General features: G+C 38.3%; 23 protein-coding genes. 15 read left to right on the plus strand and 8 right to left on the minus strand.

Going from position 1 to position 16,721, the window contains the following annotated elements; translation table 11 throughout:
* Positions 1 to 2: 2 nt before the first annotated feature.
* The 9 genes from BVH04_RS10500 to BVH04_RS10535 all read left to right on the plus strand — a co-directional run bounded on the left by BVH04_RS10500 (position 3) and on the right by BVH04_RS10535 (position 5,083).
* Positions 3 to 215, plus strand: a complete 213-nt coding sequence (locus tag BVH04_RS10500; RefSeq protein WP_086541425.1) for a hypothetical protein — start codon at positions 3 to 5, stop codon at positions 213 to 215.
* A gap of 101 nt (positions 216 to 316) precedes the next feature.
* Positions 317 to 448, plus strand: a complete 132-nt coding sequence (locus tag BVH04_RS26375) for a hypothetical protein (protein ID WP_262481367.1) — start codon at positions 317 to 319, stop codon at positions 446 to 448.
* Between the two features lie 25 nt (positions 449 to 473).
* Positions 474 to 1,229 carry a hypothetical protein gene (locus BVH04_RS10505; RefSeq protein WP_086541426.1) on the plus strand — a complete coding sequence of 252 codons (756 nt, stop codon included), beginning with the start codon at positions 474 to 476 and terminating at the stop codon, positions 1,227 to 1,229.
* 128 nt (positions 1,230 to 1,357) lie between these two features.
* Positions 1,358 to 2,089 (plus strand): hypothetical protein, encoded by a 732-nt coding sequence (locus BVH04_RS10510; RefSeq protein WP_086541427.1) that lies wholly within the window; start codon positions 1,358 to 1,360, stop codon positions 2,087 to 2,089.
* Positions 2,090 to 2,958: 869 nt separating this feature from the next.
* Positions 2,959 to 3,147 carry a hypothetical protein gene (locus BVH04_RS10520; RefSeq protein ID WP_086541429.1) on the plus strand — a complete coding sequence of 63 codons (189 nt, stop codon included), beginning with the start codon at positions 2,959 to 2,961 and terminating at the stop codon, positions 3,145 to 3,147.
* A 23-nt stretch (positions 3,148 to 3,170) separates the two neighbouring features.
* Positions 3,171 to 3,362 carry a hypothetical protein gene (locus BVH04_RS10525; RefSeq protein WP_086541430.1) on the plus strand — a complete coding sequence of 64 codons (192 nt, stop codon included), beginning with the start codon at positions 3,171 to 3,173 and terminating at the stop codon, positions 3,360 to 3,362.
* 712 nt (positions 3,363 to 4,074) lie between these two features.
* Positions 4,075 to 4,227, plus strand: a complete 153-nt coding sequence (locus BVH04_RS25785; protein ID WP_170147816.1) for a hypothetical protein — start codon at positions 4,075 to 4,077, stop codon at positions 4,225 to 4,227.
* Positions 4,228 to 4,539: 312 nt separating this feature from the next.
* On the plus strand, positions 4,540 to 4,791 hold the full coding sequence (locus BVH04_RS10530) for a type II toxin-antitoxin system ParD family antitoxin (protein WP_086541431.1): 252 nt from the start codon (positions 4,540 to 4,542) through the stop codon (positions 4,789 to 4,791).
* Positions 4,784 to 5,083: a type II toxin-antitoxin system RelE/ParE family toxin gene (locus tag BVH04_RS10535; protein WP_086541432.1), complete on the plus strand. Its 300-nt coding sequence runs from the start codon at positions 4,784 to 4,786 to the stop codon at positions 5,081 to 5,083. Before BVH04_RS10530 ends, BVH04_RS10535 begins: the two co-directional genes overlap by 8 nt.
* Positions 5,084 to 5,438: 355 nt before the next feature.
* Here the strand turns inward: BVH04_RS10535 and BVH04_RS10540 are convergent, their stop codons facing one another.
* On the minus strand, positions 5,439 to 5,855 hold the full coding sequence (locus tag BVH04_RS10540) for a type II toxin-antitoxin system VapC family toxin (RefSeq protein ID WP_086541433.1): 417 nt from the start codon (positions 5,853 to 5,855) through the stop codon (positions 5,439 to 5,441).
* Positions 5,852 to 6,097 (minus strand): DUF6364 family protein, encoded by a 246-nt coding sequence (locus tag BVH04_RS10545; RefSeq protein ID WP_086541434.1) that lies wholly within the window; start codon positions 6,095 to 6,097, stop codon positions 5,852 to 5,854. The genes BVH04_RS10540 and BVH04_RS10545 overlap by 4 nt, the downstream gene beginning before the upstream one ends.
* Before the next feature lie 315 nt (positions 6,098 to 6,412).
* Here BVH04_RS10545 and BVH04_RS10550 point away from each other — a divergent pair, with 315 nt between their 5' ends.
* Positions 6,413 to 6,616 (plus strand): hypothetical protein, encoded by a 204-nt coding sequence (locus BVH04_RS10550; protein WP_086541435.1) that lies wholly within the window; start codon positions 6,413 to 6,415, stop codon positions 6,614 to 6,616.
* A 114-nt stretch (positions 6,617 to 6,730) separates the two neighbouring features.
* Positions 6,731 to 7,066, plus strand: a complete 336-nt coding sequence (locus BVH04_RS26630; protein WP_394335230.1) for a PIN domain-containing protein — start codon at positions 6,731 to 6,733, stop codon at positions 7,064 to 7,066.
* 186 nt (positions 7,067 to 7,252) lie between these two features.
* Here the strand turns inward: BVH04_RS26630 and BVH04_RS10560 are convergent, their stop codons facing one another.
* The 6 genes from BVH04_RS10560 to BVH04_RS10585 form a co-directional block, all read right to left on the minus strand.
* Positions 7,253 to 9,433: a DUF5916 domain-containing protein gene (locus BVH04_RS10560; RefSeq protein WP_086541437.1), complete on the minus strand. Its 2,181-nt coding sequence runs from the start codon at positions 9,431 to 9,433 to the stop codon at positions 7,253 to 7,255.
* A 62-nt stretch (positions 9,434 to 9,495) separates the two neighbouring features.
* Entirely contained in the window at positions 9,496 to 10,161 is a 666-nt protein-coding gene (locus BVH04_RS10565; protein WP_086541438.1) for a hypothetical protein, read from the minus strand.
* 15 nt (positions 10,162 to 10,176) lie between these two features.
* Positions 10,177 to 10,704: a DUF3575 domain-containing protein gene (locus BVH04_RS10570; RefSeq protein ID WP_086541439.1), complete on the minus strand. Its 528-nt coding sequence runs from the start codon at positions 10,702 to 10,704 to the stop codon at positions 10,177 to 10,179.
* A 204-nt stretch (positions 10,705 to 10,908) separates the two neighbouring features.
* Complete coding sequence (locus BVH04_RS10575) at positions 10,909 to 11,181, minus strand: hypothetical protein (RefSeq protein WP_169714410.1); 273 nt, start codon at positions 11,179 to 11,181, stop codon at positions 10,909 to 10,911.
* Positions 11,147 to 11,776, minus strand: coding sequence for a carboxypeptidase-like regulatory domain-containing protein (locus BVH04_RS10580; protein ID WP_140160569.1), 630 nt, complete (start codon positions 11,774 to 11,776; stop codon positions 11,147 to 11,149). Before BVH04_RS10580 ends, BVH04_RS10575 begins: the two co-directional genes overlap by 35 nt.
* Positions 11,777 to 12,107: 331 nt before the next feature.
* Complete coding sequence (locus BVH04_RS10585; RefSeq protein ID WP_086541442.1) at positions 12,108 to 13,391, minus strand: OmpA family protein; 1,284 nt, start codon at positions 13,389 to 13,391, stop codon at positions 12,108 to 12,110.
* Positions 13,392 to 13,562: 171 nt separating this feature from the next.
* On the opposite strand from BVH04_RS10585, the gene BVH04_RS10590 reads away from it, so the two are divergent.
* The 4 genes from BVH04_RS10590 to obgE all read left to right on the plus strand — a co-directional run bounded on the left by BVH04_RS10590 (position 13,563) and on the right by obgE (position 16,675).
* Positions 13,563 to 14,471, plus strand: coding sequence for an aminopeptidase (locus BVH04_RS10590; protein WP_086541443.1), 909 nt, complete (start codon positions 13,563 to 13,565; stop codon positions 14,469 to 14,471).
* Positions 14,472 to 14,480: 9 nt separating this feature from the next.
* Positions 14,481 to 15,017, plus strand: coding sequence for a hypoxanthine phosphoribosyltransferase (gene hpt, locus BVH04_RS10595; RefSeq protein ID WP_086541444.1), 537 nt, complete (start codon positions 14,481 to 14,483; stop codon positions 15,015 to 15,017).
* Between the two features lie 15 nt (positions 15,018 to 15,032).
* A complete protein-coding gene (locus BVH04_RS10600; protein WP_086541445.1) occupies positions 15,033 to 15,605 on the plus strand; it encodes an adenylate kinase in 573 nt (190 codons plus the stop codon).
* A 74-nt stretch (positions 15,606 to 15,679) separates the two neighbouring features.
* Positions 15,680 to 16,675: a GTPase ObgE gene (obgE, locus tag BVH04_RS10605; protein WP_086541446.1), complete on the plus strand. Its 996-nt coding sequence runs from the start codon at positions 15,680 to 15,682 to the stop codon at positions 16,673 to 16,675.
* The last annotated feature ends 46 nt before the right edge of the window (positions 16,676 to 16,721 follow it).

Here is a 16,721-nt window from a genome sequence, read left to right on the forward strand (position 1 = left end):
TCATGGGAGGACTAAAATACTACGAACGGACGAAATTGCTTATTGAGCTGATTGAAAAGGAGAGGACGGGGAGTCCAAAAGACTTGGCAGGTAAACTTGGACTAAAGGAGCGGATGATATATAATTTGATTGACGACCTGACTTTGGTATTGGGAAAAGATGTTTGCTACTGCAAAGAAAAAAAATCTTACATTTTTTCAAAAAAACCAGACTGACTGCAAGGAAATTGCAGTGGGTTGGATTTAAGTTTAGATATTATGAATCAAATTTCTAACTTTAAACAACAACAATTATGAAAGAGCTAAGTATTGAGAAAATGGAAACAGTTACAGGAGGATGTGGCATGGATGATATGCTATTCTACTCTGGGATGCATTTGTATTATCTTGGCAAACAAGATTATATGGCCGCAGGCGCTTATTTAGCTAGAATGTTTGGATGCATGTAAAAAAATAACTCAGGCGTCTAATGTGATGCCTGAGTTCTTAATTATAAAAAATATGAGGATATTATTGAGTTTTATATTAGTAATCTTTTACACTAGTTCCTTTTCACAAAATTTCGAAGGGAAATACTCTGGAAATTTTCTGGATCCAGAAACCCTCCTTACTATTGAATTAAAAAAAGGGCAATATACTGCCATTATTCTTACCTCCTCGAAGACTAGTTTTGTTTTAGATTGTGAGGTTGTGGAAAGCTCATTATTATTTTCTGTCCCGATGAATGACGAAAAAGAACTTCAGGTCACTGCGGTATCAATGGATCATGATCTTGAATTAAGTTTCACATTAGAAGGGCAAAATTATACTACCTTATTAAGCAGGTTTGGTGGCAAAATCGATTCTAAAGAAAATGTTGAAGAAACGAGAGATAAACCCTCCTTGAATCCAGAATTAATTGGAAAGTGGATTCAGCTTGAAACCTATGATGCATCAGGAAAACCGGTAGACGGCGAATATTCAGGAAAAGGATATTATAGAATTTATACCAAGGATGGAAGATTAATAGTCGACCCTCAGCGGTTTAGAGATGAAAGCAGTAAAAATGGACGATCTTTTTCTTATTCTGACGTTCCAACCTTTATTTGGACAACCTTTAAATCAAATATACTGGTCACAAATCTACCGGGTATCATTGAAATTGAAGAAGAATATTTGATAAAAGGGGATTCCCTATCATTGAAAACCGATAAGAATTTTATAACATTTTTTAGAAAGGGTAATAAATAGTGAAGAAATATATACAAGAATAAAATCATAACTCTTGGAGAGACTAATTTTCAAAACATAGAATTTTATATTTGATCACATAGATATGATTTTAGTATTTGGTTTTTCCAAATAAATTTTTACTAGCTATGAAATATTTATTAATTCTATTCTTCTGTTTTAATTCATTTCTTCTATTCGGCCAAAGCTTCGAGGGGAAGTACTTTGGCAATTTTCTGGATCCAGAAAATATTGTAAGCATTGAGTTAAAAAAAGGACAATATTTTGCTACTATTCTTACTTCCTCAAAAACTACTTTTGTTGTGGATTGCGAACTTGTGGAAGGATCACTTAGATTTTTTGTGCCTCTTAATGATGAGAAGAAACTTCGGGTTACCGCAGTGTCAATTGATCAGGATCTTGAATTAAGTTTTACTCTTGAAGGAGAAAATTACACTGCCTTACTAAAGCGAATAGGTACCCAAACCGTTTCAAAAGACAATAACAAAGAAAAAATAGATAAACCTTTCCTTGATCCTGAAATTATGGGAAAGTGGATTCAACTAGGATCCCATTACCCATCAGGGGAGCCTACCGAGGTAGATTTTTCTACAAAAGGATATTATAAAGTTTTTACCAAGGATGGAAGAATAATTAACGATTCCAGAATGTTTAGAGATGTAAGTGCAAAGAATGGTCATTCTTTTTCTTACTCTGATATTCCTGACTTTAACTGGAGTATGAGACGTCCCAATATTTTGATTACTTCTTCTCCTGAATTTGGATCATTTGAGGAAGAATATTATATACAAAACGATTCTTTGATTTTGAAAACAACAGGAGGATTTAAAACCTACTTTGTACGCGAAATTAAAGACTGATACCTAAATTTTAGCTATTTCAAAAGGCTCGATTCAATCCAAATCGAGCCTTTTATATTTTTAATACTAAATTCATAATTCGAGCTGAATCAAAAACTACGAGGAACAAATTATACTCCGGATAGTCAATAATGTTGACTTGCCTACTTTTTTATTATTCCAACCGATTCCTGCTGTTCAGGTCCCGATCACTATCGTGGATGTAATCCTGAACCTTTATCATAGGATTTTCAATCCGTCAGGTACTGTTATTTTACTTAAAGCTGAAAGAATACTACTGGCGTCCGACAAAATTTCGGCCTCGGAAATCAAGCGGCTTAGAAATGAGTATTTGGAAATTTCCCCGTACCTACCTACGTGATGTACCCCTGATGGTCAAAAAGGGGGTAGTTTTCAGAAAGGCATTGAAATATTCATTTTGAGCTAACTGAAACACGTTTTTTCACAGTTTTAGTTTTACTCGGACGCCAGTAAAAGAATACCAAATCACACAACCAGGCACGCACGAGGCCCTAATGCAAAGTGAGAACGACTATTCTCGGGCAATCAATCAAATCCTACAACCAAACCAATAAAACCATGGGAGGACTAAAATACTACGAACGAACGAAGCTGCTTATTGAGCTGATTGAAAAGGAGAGGACAGGGAGTCCGAGGGATTTGGCGAGAAAACTACAGGTCCATGAGCGAACTATGTATCGAATCATTGAGGAGGTTAGGCTTATACAACCATGTGAGACTATTTATTGCAAAGAACGGAAGAGCTACATTTTTATGAAAAATAAATAACTCACTGACAAGAAATGTCACTGACCTGCCATTATATTTAGGTATTACAAAATAAATTTCTAAATTTAAACAACAAAAACATGAACGAATTAAGTATTGAAAGAATGGAGATGGTGAGTGGGGGGATTTGTCAAAGTGATTCGCTTAGCTTTTTGGCTGGAGCAACATTTATGGGAACAGTTCTGGGCGGCGGTCTCGGTTTTGTTGGAGGTTTAATAGTAGGAGAGATTGGTGCTCTTTATATTACGTATAATGGCGAGGCTTGTTAACAATCTTTAATTAATAGTAAGTTATGAAAGAATTAAATAATCTAGAGATGGAAACAATTTCTGGTGGTGCTTTCGATAGTGCTTTTTGTAAAGGAGTAGCAGCTGTTGATATTGCTTATGGGGCTGGAGTTTTATTAAATTTATGGAATCCGGTAGGTTGGGTAGGAGCTGCAGGAGGCTTAGCTGTTAATGCCTACTGCTTCGCTTACGGATAAGACTTTTGAGAGTGGTATATAATGTTTAAATATACCAACTCTCTATTCTTTCTATTATTTAATTCCGGTATTTATACAAGTAAGTCAAAAATTGTTTAGAATTTATCGGGAAAGCAAATGGACATAGAATTATATAAAATTGGAAAAATTTATGAATTTATTTAAAATTATTGTTATAGTTTTTGCTATTATTATGTTTATAGGAATATTCATTGAAGAATACTCGACCCTTTTTGTCAAATTGTCCCTAATAATTGGTTCTCTAATAATAGTTTATACCTCTTTTATAAAAAAAAGTAAATCCTCTGGAAAATCTTCTCAATAATTCTAAATTGCATTTCATTTTTTTCTCAATCTCCAATAAGTTTATGTTCTATCTAGATTTTTTATTTTAGGAATCTTGCAATTCTGGTTGAAAACTAAAACTCACTAGAGTGTTAATTTTTTTTTATTGTTGATCGAAAAGGAAAAAATAGGCAGTCCAATTTCCTGCTGTTCAGGATTTCTAATCCTGAACACTTATCATAGGGTTTGTAATCCGATAAGATTTCGTCGAGAAAAAAAGCTACATTTTTTCTGAAAATAATTGACTCGGTGAAAGTTTTTTTCGCCGAGTTGGATTTATGTTTGATTAACAAATCAAATTTCTAATCTTAAACAACAAGAATTATGACCGAGTTAAGTATTTCTTAAAAACATTAAATTAATAATTATGAACAGCATTACTTTGAAAATCTTATTGTTCTCGATAGGCTTTGTTATTCTTTTTTTTGACTACACTGCAGCATTGATTTTCCTGATTCTGTCTAACCTTATTGTTTATTTTGAGGAAAAACGTAAGGTCAAGCAAAAAGCTCATGATTGAGGTAGTAGGAACCCTGACGAGGCAATCCGACTACCGTACGAATCCCTTCCAGTCACCTCGAATTTCAGATTACACCGATCGGGGATTATGAATCTGAATTTCAGATAAAGCAAAAGATTCGATTCTGATAGAATCGAGGCTTTTTCTATTTAATACCAAATTCATATTCCTACCTGAATCACAAACAATGAGAAACGAACTATACTCCGGATGGTCAAAAATGTCGGCTAGCTTACTTTAATTTTCATTCCGATCGATTTTTTTTGAAAACATATACCAATATTTGGTATATTCGAGCCAAAGGATAACAACATGAACAAAAACACGTCAATATATCTAGGAAATTATTTTGACCAATTCGTCCAAAATCGAATTAAGGAAGGTCGATTTAATAATGCCAGTGAAGTTATTCGAGCTGGTTTAAGATTATTGGAAGAAGAAGAAAGTAAGGTCTTAGCTTTAAAAAATGCTATTCAGGAAGGAATCGGTAGCGGTATTGCGCAGGATTTTGACCCAAAAAATCACCTTCAATCTCTGAAGGCTACCAAGAAGACCAATGGCTGAATTTAAACTAACAAATAAGGCTATTGCCGATTTAGCTCAAATTTGGAATTACACCTTTGATACTTGGTCAGAGTATCAAGCTGACAAATACTATGAAATGCTAATTTCTGCTTGCAGTGAAATTGCAGCTAATCCGACTCGAGGAAAGATATACGAGGGGATTTCTGAAGGTTTGTTCGGAATGAGAACGAATCGACATATTATTTTCTATCGGATTTTAAACGAAAGCCTTATCGAAATTACAAGAATTTTGCACGAGAGTATGGATTTAAAAATGAGAATAGAGGAATAGAAACTTTTTGTTGCAAAAGTCTTTTTTCTCCTCATCAACTCAGTTTCAGATTTTTTCAATTCTATTTTTACACTATGCTGAGTGTAGTAAGAACTTTGTCTAAGCGTAGTCCGCCAAAATTGTCGGTATAAAGTACACTTTTTTATCAAAACGAATTAGTAATTCAATGTGAGATTAGTAAACGACTTAGGTTTTATATCCAAATCACATCCCGATTATCATTGAGGATGGTAAGGATATGGGGATGAAATTACATCCGACTAACGTATGGATTCCACTCAGCCAGAATAAGATCCAATTCCAATTTCAAGATGTCGTTTTTGATAAGAAATTCTGATTATTCAGACAAAGGATTTTACAATTTAGAAATCAATTCTCGAATGGAAATAGCTGGTATTCTCGAGGATTTGAAATCTTTCAAATTTCTGGTAATGATATAATCGATGGTACGGAATGACTCAACAGTACCCATTTGGACGGCATCTTCGAAGTCTTTGTGTGTGGATTTGAGTGCGATTTTTACGATGGCTTGAGTTACATCCAAAACCGTAACCAAGTCGGAAAGCTCATCAAGAGTCTTTCGCAATTCGATTTCGTCAGTATATTTTTTGAGCAAATAGTGAGTAGTTCCCACCGAATGTGAGGAGGTGAAAAGATTAATTCTGCCTGATTCCCCGAGTTCGAATACTTCCAAGGCCTCTTGAGAGAGAGAGAGAGGATGACGGTTGGTTAGAAAATCAAGCAAAATATTAGTGTCTAGGAAAACATTCATTTGAGATGCTTTTCTTCTAAGGTTCTTCTCAATTCCTGCTCTTCATCAAAATCTTCTGGAAGATTGATTTTTCCTGCAATTGATTTTAATCGGGTAGAAATCTGAGTTTGAGGGGACGACTCGGTTATTTTCTCGAAGTAATCTTCGACTAGGCCAGATAAACTACTTCCAGTCTTTTCGGCATAAATTTTAGCCTTTTGAATAACAGATTCATCAAGGCTTAGGGTTAGTTTCTTATTCATACGTATGCTTTTATACGATATACGTATAGTTTTAGAATTAGATAGCATTCCCTAAACCTAACCTCGGTAGTTAGGGTGTTGCAGACACAGGAAGCATAGTCCAGTTTCTGGACAAGCGGGACAGCAGGAATGAAAAGATCCAGTGATTAGGGCGAAAGATTTTTCGCCCTTACAGCTTGGTTCATAAAATATTCTTCTGTGACCTTTGCGCAACCTTCGCGTTAAAAAAAATATCCATTATTCCAGTTTTCGAAGAAGCAAGACAGCGAAAAACTTTTCTCGCTAGATTCTGTAATTTTAATAAATATCAAAGCCATGAAAATCGAACGAACAAAAAATGAAGTGATTATCACAATTCCCGCCGCTGTTAATATTGATGATTTGCAAGATTTGGCTGACTTGATCGAATACAAGCAGATAGCCAGTAGATCGAAAGCTACCCAACTAAATGTGGATGATTTAGTGAGCGACATTAAACGAGGGCGCTGGGAGAAAACCAAATCTAAACTCGATTTATAAGGATTGTTGTTGATTCAAATATCGTATTCAGTGCGATTTTGAATAGCGATAGCAAGATTGGGAGAATTATACTTCATCCAAAATCTAGATTAAATTTTTCATGCGACCAATCAGCTGTTTGAAGAAATTGAAAATCATAAAGACAAGATAAAGTCGCTTTCGGGTTTCTCAGAGTACGAACTTGAAAAAATCATCCAACTTATCACTCAACGAATCCGGTTTATCAACATCAGGTTGGTTCCACTTGAATTGTATAATAAATCCGAAAGTCTTACGCGTGACATTGATATTGACGATACAGAATTCGTTGCTCTTGCAGAACATGCAAAAGCCAAACTTTGGTCAGGAGATAAAAAGCTTATTAAGGGATTGAAACAGAAAAACTGGAACAAAGTAATCTCGACGGAGGATCTATTAAACTTAATTATTAAAAATATAAAGTCCATTTAAAAGAAGAAATCAATTTATCTAGCCTTCCCAACTCCTTTCTAAGTAAGTAAAAGTCATTTAGCTTCAGGAAATATAAAATAGTCCAGCTTCTGGAGAAGCAGGACAGCAGGAACTTCAAAATGCAACTTCCAGAGAAGCAGGAAAGCGCAACATCGGACACCCAACATCGGACATCCCCCACATTTTCTAAACATTCCACCAATACGTAAACTTCAGCACCAGCGACCTATTCTTCACATTGAATGGTGCGGCCAGGTAATTATCCGTGTACACCAAAAATAGATCAGAAGCTGGCTTGAAACGCCATTGGAATCGAGCATTGAGATTGATGTTTTCGATTTGCTCATTGTACTGGATAAAGGTGGTCAGGAAGAGTGTATTCGTCATCGTCACATCGATTCTCGGTCCTACAAGCCAAAATCTAGTGGAACCCCAAGGTTCCCGCAATTCGATCTGATTGTAGTTTGCCGCCATCGCAATTGCCACGTAAGGCTGAAATCTGTAGCCCAAATCTGCAGTGATATTGTAACGCATCCCATTTTCATAGTAACCGCCCATTCGGGTGCTAAAAGCATAGGTCAAGACGCTTTGAGGTTTTGAGGTATATTCAGTTCCCCAGGCAACCCACTCATGCTCGGAACCTGTTTGAAGCTGCTCTCCACCAAGATTCGTTGGGTCAAAAGGTCGCTGTAATTTCACAAAGTCATAGGCTGTCCAAAGCATTAACTTGCTTTGACTTCGCCAGCGAATATTATATGCTAAGAAAGTAGTATTATCTGTTTTGACTCCGTTTTTGTTCCAAAAGAACGTGCTTCCAAATTGAGGTCCGTGACTTAGGATTTTAGCACTATTGGGGAAAAAGAGATAGCCTCCGCTAGGGTTAATTTTGTAATATCCCCGCCGAGGAACATAGCCCACTTCTGCCGTATAGCTCTCAGACACATATTCATGCTGCCATTCCCACGTCAGGTTGCCACTTGCATATTTCAGGTTGGCTGCATGTACAAAGCCGTTTCCAGAATTATTCGGAGCAAAACTTTGAAGCACCATCGCCTTTCCAGTCCAAAGATTATTGCTGGAGGCAAGGTTGTATTCCAATCCGGCATTTCGATTGAATTCAGAATAAACCGGTTTGCCTTCTTCTGTCGCGTCTGGATTATATCTAAGTGATTGCTTGTTGACAAAAATCGCCCCGATATTGGATCTTGCTCCAACTTGCCGCTGTAATGACATGACCGTGAAGTTTTGGGAGGGTAATCCATTTTCTTCTACTTCCGCGGTTTGCATGGTCATGGCACCGATTCGCCAGTCTTTGTTGATTCGCCCACTCACTCTTGCGCCATACTGGATTGGGACGTTTAGCCCAATTCTTCTGGAGAAGAAGGGTCGAATTGTGGCGTAGCCGAAATTGGCAAAGAGGTCGCCATTTTCCAGAAAAAACTGCCTTCGTTCCGGAAAGAATAATTCGAAGCGATCCAAATTGGTCACCTGTCTGTCCACTTCAACTTGGGAGAAATCAGGGTTGACGGTTAGATCTAAACTTAAAGAAGAAGTCAAGCCGATTTTTGCATCCATTCCGATTTCTCGGCGATAGACATTATCCCCATCATTCTCAAAGTTTTTGGAAACGCCTCCCAGCACATAAGGAATGACGGAGACATTTGCCCCAGCAGGTGGAGGTGGATTATCCCAAGCTAGAATTCCGGTATAGGCGAGTGATGCGGAAGGGAATTGGCGTGGAACGGGTGCCCAGCCTGATTTTTCGGTAGTCTTCAGATCCAGTCGGGAAAAGTTAATTCCCCATTCTGAAATCCCTTTTTTGTAGCGAATCGATTTGAATGGAATTGCCGCTTCGAAGATCCATTTGTCGTCGTAGTTGGTGACTTTCGAAGTCCATTTATTATCCCAACTCAGATCCACGCTGCCCCCATTGGACATGATGCCGTCCCACTGAGCACCAGCTGCATTTGCTCCAAAAGAAAAGCCATTGGTCTGGTCGTCAAAGGGATCCATGAAGAGCAGGAAGTTGTCGTTTTTTCCGAAGGAGAAATCTCGTCTGAGTGACTCCACCATATAAGGACCTTCCATTCCATGATGATTGACCACGATGAGGTAGAGGTTTTCAGCATCGTAACTCATCCGTACATCTGTCCGAACCCGTGCGAAACTGGTATCCATCGGCGTAATCATAAAGAAATCCGTAGCCACATCGGCATCCTCCCACGCCTTTTCATCCAAAATACCGTCAATAATAATCCGTGAACTGGCTTCTCGGATGTGAAGGCGATAATCCGCATTGATCTTCTGGCCGAACGAAAGGGTGCTTGCTAAAAGTAAAAGTGTAAATAAAAGGCTCAGTAGTTTCATCTATTCGAAATTACTGTCTTTTCTAGCGAGAACCTTTGTGTTTTGGTTCAAAGGTCAGAATCTTATTTCGTTCCTGTTAAGAAGGCTATTTTAAAACCAACGGTTAAATTTGGTGCTAAGGCCCAACCGAGACTTCGATACTTATCCTCCAGAATAGGCGATGGGCCATCTCCACCAATAGCCCCTCCTTCCAAAACATTGACCTCATTGTGATTCACCCGAAAGCCCAATCCGATGTATTTATCAAATAACACTCGCTTTCCGATAAATTTTTGCGAACCGATTTTTGCCATGGCGCCGGTAGAGAAATAGCGAATGTTTGAGCGATCATAGCTGAAATTATTTTCTCCATTGAAAAAGAAATCATTTTGACGATCAAAGTCTTTGGCTAACACGAAAACTTCTGCGGCTACATAGCTACTTGCCAGATACCATTTGACTTCGGTTCGAAAGCGGATAAATGAAAAATCCGAATTTTGGTCCCTGCCGGCATTTGCTCCAAAAACACCCGAGTTCAAGCCAATTTCGCCTTGCCAACTCAAGCTGTCATTCAGGAAATATTCGACGCCTCCTTGGAAGACTACTGTCTCCAATTCTGCAAGAGCTAAGGGAGAATATTTGATCAGTAAGCGATTGTCGAGACCTTGATTTTTTTGGGCATTTGCCAAACTAGAAATCCCCAAAAAGAAAAGGGTGAAAAGGGTTCCTATTATTTGTTTCGAGTTCATTTGATTTATTTTTAGTTAATCCTGTCTTCCGGTTAAAATGCCGACCTTAATTCCCAGTGTAAATTGAGGGACCGAATCCCATCCTTCAAACCCGTAACGTTCTCCGCCGAAAAAATTTTCAGAAAATTCTCTATTCTGATCAACAGAGAGCTCAAGAATTTGTATTTCCCGATACCTAGACCGAATCCCAAAACCCACGAAAGAATCCAGTAAAATATTGTCAGAAATATAAACCTGACGACCAAACTTTAAACCTGTACCATAAACCTGAAAATTGATTCGAGCGGTATCATACCAAGTTTTTATTTTGAATGGAATGAAGGAATCATCCGTTCGGATAAAATCCTTCTGCACAAAGAAAAACTCGAGTCCCCAGTAAAACTTTTTAGCGTGAAATTTTAATTCATTTTTGCTTCTCCATACTGAAAAATCCTCGTTTTTACCACGCCCAGACGGAATTCCAAAGACTCCACCGTTTATTCCAATCTCAGATTGAATGCTGACTTTTGGACTGAAAAAATATTCTAGTCCACCTTGAATCACGATAGTCTCGGGTTCGATAAATCATAAAGGGGAGATTTTGACTAGCAAAGCTTTATCTAATTCAGGTCGCTGCTGGGTAAGGCCATGAGTAAATAAACCTGCTGAGAAGAGTAAAAAGAAAATCAATCGAAGCCGGAGAACAAAATGCATAGTTGAATATAACTAGATATGCCTTTAATTGGATTCTCCAATATTAAAAAACTGTTATTTTTTTCTAAAACGGCTAGAAATCATCCTCCCAATAAAGTCAAGCCGCTCCATAGGCGCTAGGAGTGAGCCATGAATCATTTCTAAACTATCCAGTCCACTTTCTTTAGGTTGGTTGGGGTAGATCAGAATAAAACTGTGGTTTTTCAGAAAAGTATTTATCAAATCAGGAACGCGCTCCATTTTAGGGTGATAGGATTCTTCACCTTTTCGGCTTAGCACCATGATGAGATTGTCATCCGGCTTGAGGATGATATTTAAATTTCCCAATTCCCCCCAATCCGGAAGGTTTGCCATCGATAAGTATCCTGACATTGGAGGAGCCGCGTAAACTCACATTTCCTTCGGGATCCACAGCTATAGAGGGAAGGTTCATCAGAATATCACTTGCATTTCCACCCGCATTTGCCAAATCTTTTCCTACATTAAATATCCGCTTGTCCAGCGAAAGCTCCATAATTGTTTTTTCTCCTCGCACCACTATTTCCTCCAAGTCACCAGCTGTAGCTTTTATGGATATTTGACCTAAATCATGTGACGGAGATTCTTTGGAAATTGTAAACGGTTCTGACTTGTACGCTTCGTAGCCCATGAATTCTACTAATGCATAGAATTGACCTATGGGAATATTGATTAGAAAAATTCCTTCATTATTAGAAAGTCCACCCGTGACGAGGCTGTCGGCAATATCATAGATACTCATCGAAGCAAATGGAAGAGGAGATTCAGTGCCGTCTTCAAGGACAACGCCAGTAAGTGTACCTTTTTTGGTTGACTGTAGTGCTAAGCAGTAAGACCAAAATAGAAAGCTCAGTAAAAGTGCAACCGAAAGCATTCTGAATAAGCACAGGAAATAAGTAGACATCAGATGTCGATTTAGGTATAGGTGTGGGTTGATTTAATTCCCCGGCAAATCCTGCTTGAAATAAAGATCGACAAAAAGATATTTCGATTTTTCTGTAAAAACAGATAAAAAAATACTATTGGCGGATTTTGATAGACAAGCAGAGTAAATAGTGTATTCTATCCGTAGTTTTCATATCCTTTTAAAGTAGGGCTCTAGTTCTCCTATCCAATTCAATCAAGATCAAAGCCTCTATGTTGAATTCCGGTTAATACTATGTTGGCATAAAAGAAAAAAATGAGCCCGATATAAAATATCGAGCTCATTCAATTAATCTAATAATATGTTTTAATTACTTCACTTCAAAGCTAGCTCTTCTTGCCATTTGTCTTGCGTCAGCAGAAGACTTGTCAACGCTCGTATCTTCACCATAACCTTTGTAAGATAATCTAGATGCATCTACACCAGTAGCAACCAGAATGTCATAAACTGCTTTGGCTCTTCTTTCTGAAAGCTTCATGTTATAATCTTCAGGACCTAATTCGTCAGCATATCCCTTAATTTCAACACTTACACCTGGATTCTTTTTCAAGAAGTTAGACACATAGCTAGCTGCACTAGTAGAGTATCCAAGTGGTTTTGAGCTGTCGAAAGCATAGTAAACGTTCACGTAACCATCGTTGATTGCTTTTCTGAAGAAATCAATTTGTTCGTCAACTTCTTCAACTGGACAACCATTTGTTGATGCTGGGCCAGGAAGGAATGGGCATTTATCCATATGATCAGGAGTACCATCACCATCAGAATCCATTGTCATACCTGAAGAGTTAACTCTTGCTCCAGCTGGAGTGTTTGGCTCTTTATCCAAGTAATCAGGAACCCCATCACCATCAGAATCTTTCAACATATCTTTGATGCCGTTGATCTGAGTAGCAAGCTCCTCTTTAGTAGCATACTTGTCAGCTGCGATGAACCAATCAGCATGCTCTTCATTTTTACCTAAGTAGAACTGAACGCCTATAGTACCTGTCCACCAGTTGCTATTTGCGCCAAAGAATCCTGGATCATTTGGACCAATTGCAGAAGCACCATCCCAAGTCACTGTTTGGCGACCATTGATGATAGTACTGATGTCACCAAATAGGGCAACGCCTTTGCCTAATTTCAACTGTGGAGATAGACCAACGATGAAGTTATATACATCATCAGTTTCACCACCGTAAAGATTCTCTTGAGGCTTCACATTTCCGATACCGGCACCAAAGTGGCCCAATAAGCCAAGTGATCTTGTGAAAGACTCGAAACTCATGATTCGACCTAGATTGGCAACAGCCTGAAGGTTCAAACGATAGTATTTGGTGTCAAAAGAGCCAGTGACAGCATCATCTGCTCCAGCCTCCTTCATTGAACCAAAACCGTAATCCAGTTTCAAACCGAATTTCTCGTTGAACATGTACCTAGCGCCGATATCAATATGGCCGAGGTTAAGAGATGGAGAAAGAAATCCCGGAGTCAAAGGAGCCATTGGTTTGTTAAAACCTCCGCCTACTTCGAGAGAGAACTTGTCGAATTCCTGTGCATTTGCTCCGAATGCCAGAGCGCCTGCAATAATTGATGATAGTATTAGTTTTTTCATAACAAAAAATTTTTGTTCAAATTTTAAGTGTTGATTGATGTGAATACAAATTTATAAACTTTTAACTTACTACAAATCTAGCTGAATTATTTAAAACCCAATTCTGAGAAGAAAATAATTCGGGACTTTTTTCAAATTAATTAATGAAACATTAACATAATTTATGCCAAAATGAAATTTTTGTTCGAAATCCTCAAACTATATAGTGTTTCCGGAGATGAATCTAAATTGTCAGAATTTATTTTACACTACATAAACCAACGAAAGAATTTTTGGAAAGTTTTACCAGTTATATTTTCTGGTGAAGATTTTCATGACTGTATTTTACTCAAATTTGGAGAGCCTAGAACTGCTGTTTTTGCTCATATCGATACTATAGGTTTCATGTCAAGGTATAATAATCAGCTCATTTGCGTGGGTGGTCCAGAGATAATTGACGGGACTACTCTATTGGGAAAGGATTCTTTTGGCGAGATATATTGCAAATTAAAAGGCGATGAAAATGATATTTCTCATGATTTTCCTAGGGGATTAGACCCAGGAACAAGACTTTCTTTCGCTCAAAACATTCGATTGGATGAAAAATTCATACAGGCTGCCTACTTAGATAATAGATTAGGTGTATATGCTGCGATTAAACTTTGTGAAACTATAACTGATGGTTGGGTAGTTTTTTCTACTTATGAGGAAAATGGGGGTGGAAGTATGCCTTTTCTTTTAAAATTCATACAGGATACTTCACCTATCAAACAGGCGTTGATTGCCGACATTACTTGGATTACCGAAGGAGTTCAATTCCATAAAGGGGTTGTGATCTCTATTCGAGATAAATTTATTCCTAGAAAAAAGTTTATTGATAGAGTTATCAGCCTGGCAATAGATAGTGGAATTCCCTTTCAGCTGGAAGTGGAAGGATATGGAGGAAGTGATGGTAGGGAAGTTCAGTTTTCACCATATGCAATAGATTGGTGTTTTATAGGCGCAGCTGAGGAGAATGTACATACGCCAGATGAAAAAGTATCATTAGCTGATTTGGAAGCTATGCTGAATATATATCCATATTTGATGGAAAGACTTTAAAAGATTGAAATGAGCATTCGAATAAATAACAAGGAATTTGAGATCTACCTTAGTGCTGAGGTAATTAATCAACGAAATTCTCAGCTTGGGCAATTGATCACTCAGGATTTTGCTGGAGTAGAGTTAGTGGTACTTGGGATTTTGAACGGCTCCTTTGTATTCATGGCAGATCTCTGTAGGTACATTGACCTACCGATTTCTGCCACATTTATTAAGATCAGCAGTTATTCTAGCACAGGTTCCACCGGGGAAGTGCGCTCGATTTTGGGTTTGGAAGAAATAATTGAAGGTAAAAATGTACTGATTGTAGAGGATATAGTCGACACGGGAATTAGCATGGATTATTTATTTAAGGCACTTTCTGAGTTCAATCCAGCCAAATTATCCATCGTTACTTTGCTACACAAACCTGATGCTTTTAAGTTTAATTACTCGTTGGATTATGTCGGTTTTGAAATTCCCAATAAATTTGTGGTTGGTTACGGCCTTGATTACGATGGTTTGGGTAGGAATCTGCCCGATATTTATCAACTCAGTACTCCTTAAATAATAGACGTAAGAATGTATAATATTGTATTATTTGGCCCCCCGGGTGCAGGCAAAGGCACTCAAAGTGAAAAACTTATCGAGAAATACGGACTCACGCATTTATCTACCGGAGATCTTTTCAGAAAACATCTTGGAGAAGGAACCAAGCTCGGCCAACTCGCCAAAAAGTATATGAACGAAGGCCGCTTAGTTCCGGATGAGGTTGTGATCGGTATGGTGGAGGACAAAATCAATGAAACCAAAAATGCTACTGGATTTATTTTTGACGGATTTCCACGTACTACAGCTCAAGCAGAGGCATTGGACGAAATGCTTTCTCAGCATAATCTTAAAATCAATGGAATGATTGCTTTGGACGTTCCTGAGGATGTATTAAGAGTTAGAATACAGGAACGAGGTAAAACCTCTAATCGAGTGGATGATCAAGACGATGTGAAAATAAGTACACGTATTAAAGTGTACTTGGAGGAAACACTTCCTGTGGCAGATTACTACGCTGCACAAAACAAACTTCAGAAAATCAATGGTGTAGGTGAGATCGCTCAAATCTTCAAAGACATCACTTCAGTGATCGATAGCTACTGATTGCCTTTATTTTCCTAATTTTGCATTTCATATTTGGCTAGGCTTTTAAGCTTAGCCTTTTTCTTTATCAAAAAATGGCTGATTCAAACTTCATAGATTACGTAAAGTTCTGCTCCCGATCAGGAGCAGGTGGACCTGGATCAACGCATTTTCGAAGAGAAAAGCATGTTCCTAAAGGAGGTCCTGATGGTGGCGATGGCGGAAGAGGTGGACATATTATAGTAAAAGGTACTACTCAAGTGTGGACTTTGCTACATCTGAAATATAAAAAGCATGTGATAGCTGAAGCTGGCAAAAGTGGAGAAGGTGGAAGAAGAACTGGCGCAGACGGTAAGGATATCATTCTAGAAGTACCACTCGGAACAATTGCCAAGGACGCTGAGACTGGAGAGAAACGCTTTGAAATCACCGAAGTTGGCCAGGAAGTGATTCTGACAAAGGGTGGAAGAGGAGGTTTAGGAAATGACCATTTCAAAACATCGACTAATCAGGCGCCTCATTACTCACAGCCAGGCGAAGAAGGGGTCGAAGAGTGGATTATATTAGAATTGAAGCTTCTTGCTGATGTTGGCTTAGTAGGTTTTCCAAATGCAGGGAAGTCCACCTTGCTTTCGTCTATCTCCGCAGCTAGACCAGAGATTGGAGATTATCCGTTTACCACCCTCGTTCCAAACTTGGGTGTAGTCGCATACCATGGAGATCAATCTTTTGTCATGGCAGATATTCCAGGGATCATTGAAGGTGCTGCGGAAGGTAAAGGCCTAGGGATTCGTTTCCTTCGACATATTGAGCGTAACTCCATATTGCTTTTTATGGTGCCTGCTGACGCGGCAGATATTGCTGAGCAGTACAGGATTTTGTTGGGTGAATTAGAGAAGTATAACCCAGAACTGCTCGATAAGCGGAGACTTCTTGCTATATCCAAAGCGGATATGCTGGATGATGAACTGGTGAAGGAAATGGAAAAAGAAGTGCCAGAAGGCATTCCTCACGTTTTCATTTCTTCCGTCTCTCAGTACAATCTTGACAGACTCAAGGATCTAATCTGGCAGGCTATTCAAGAAGGTTAAGGTGTCAGTTTGTCAGACAATGTGCTATGGCAACAATATTGTTAAA

Source organism: Algoriphagus antarcticus (assembly GCF_002150685.1).
Lineage (GTDB): Bacteria > Bacteroidota > Bacteroidia > Cytophagales > Cyclobacteriaceae > Algoriphagus > Algoriphagus antarcticus.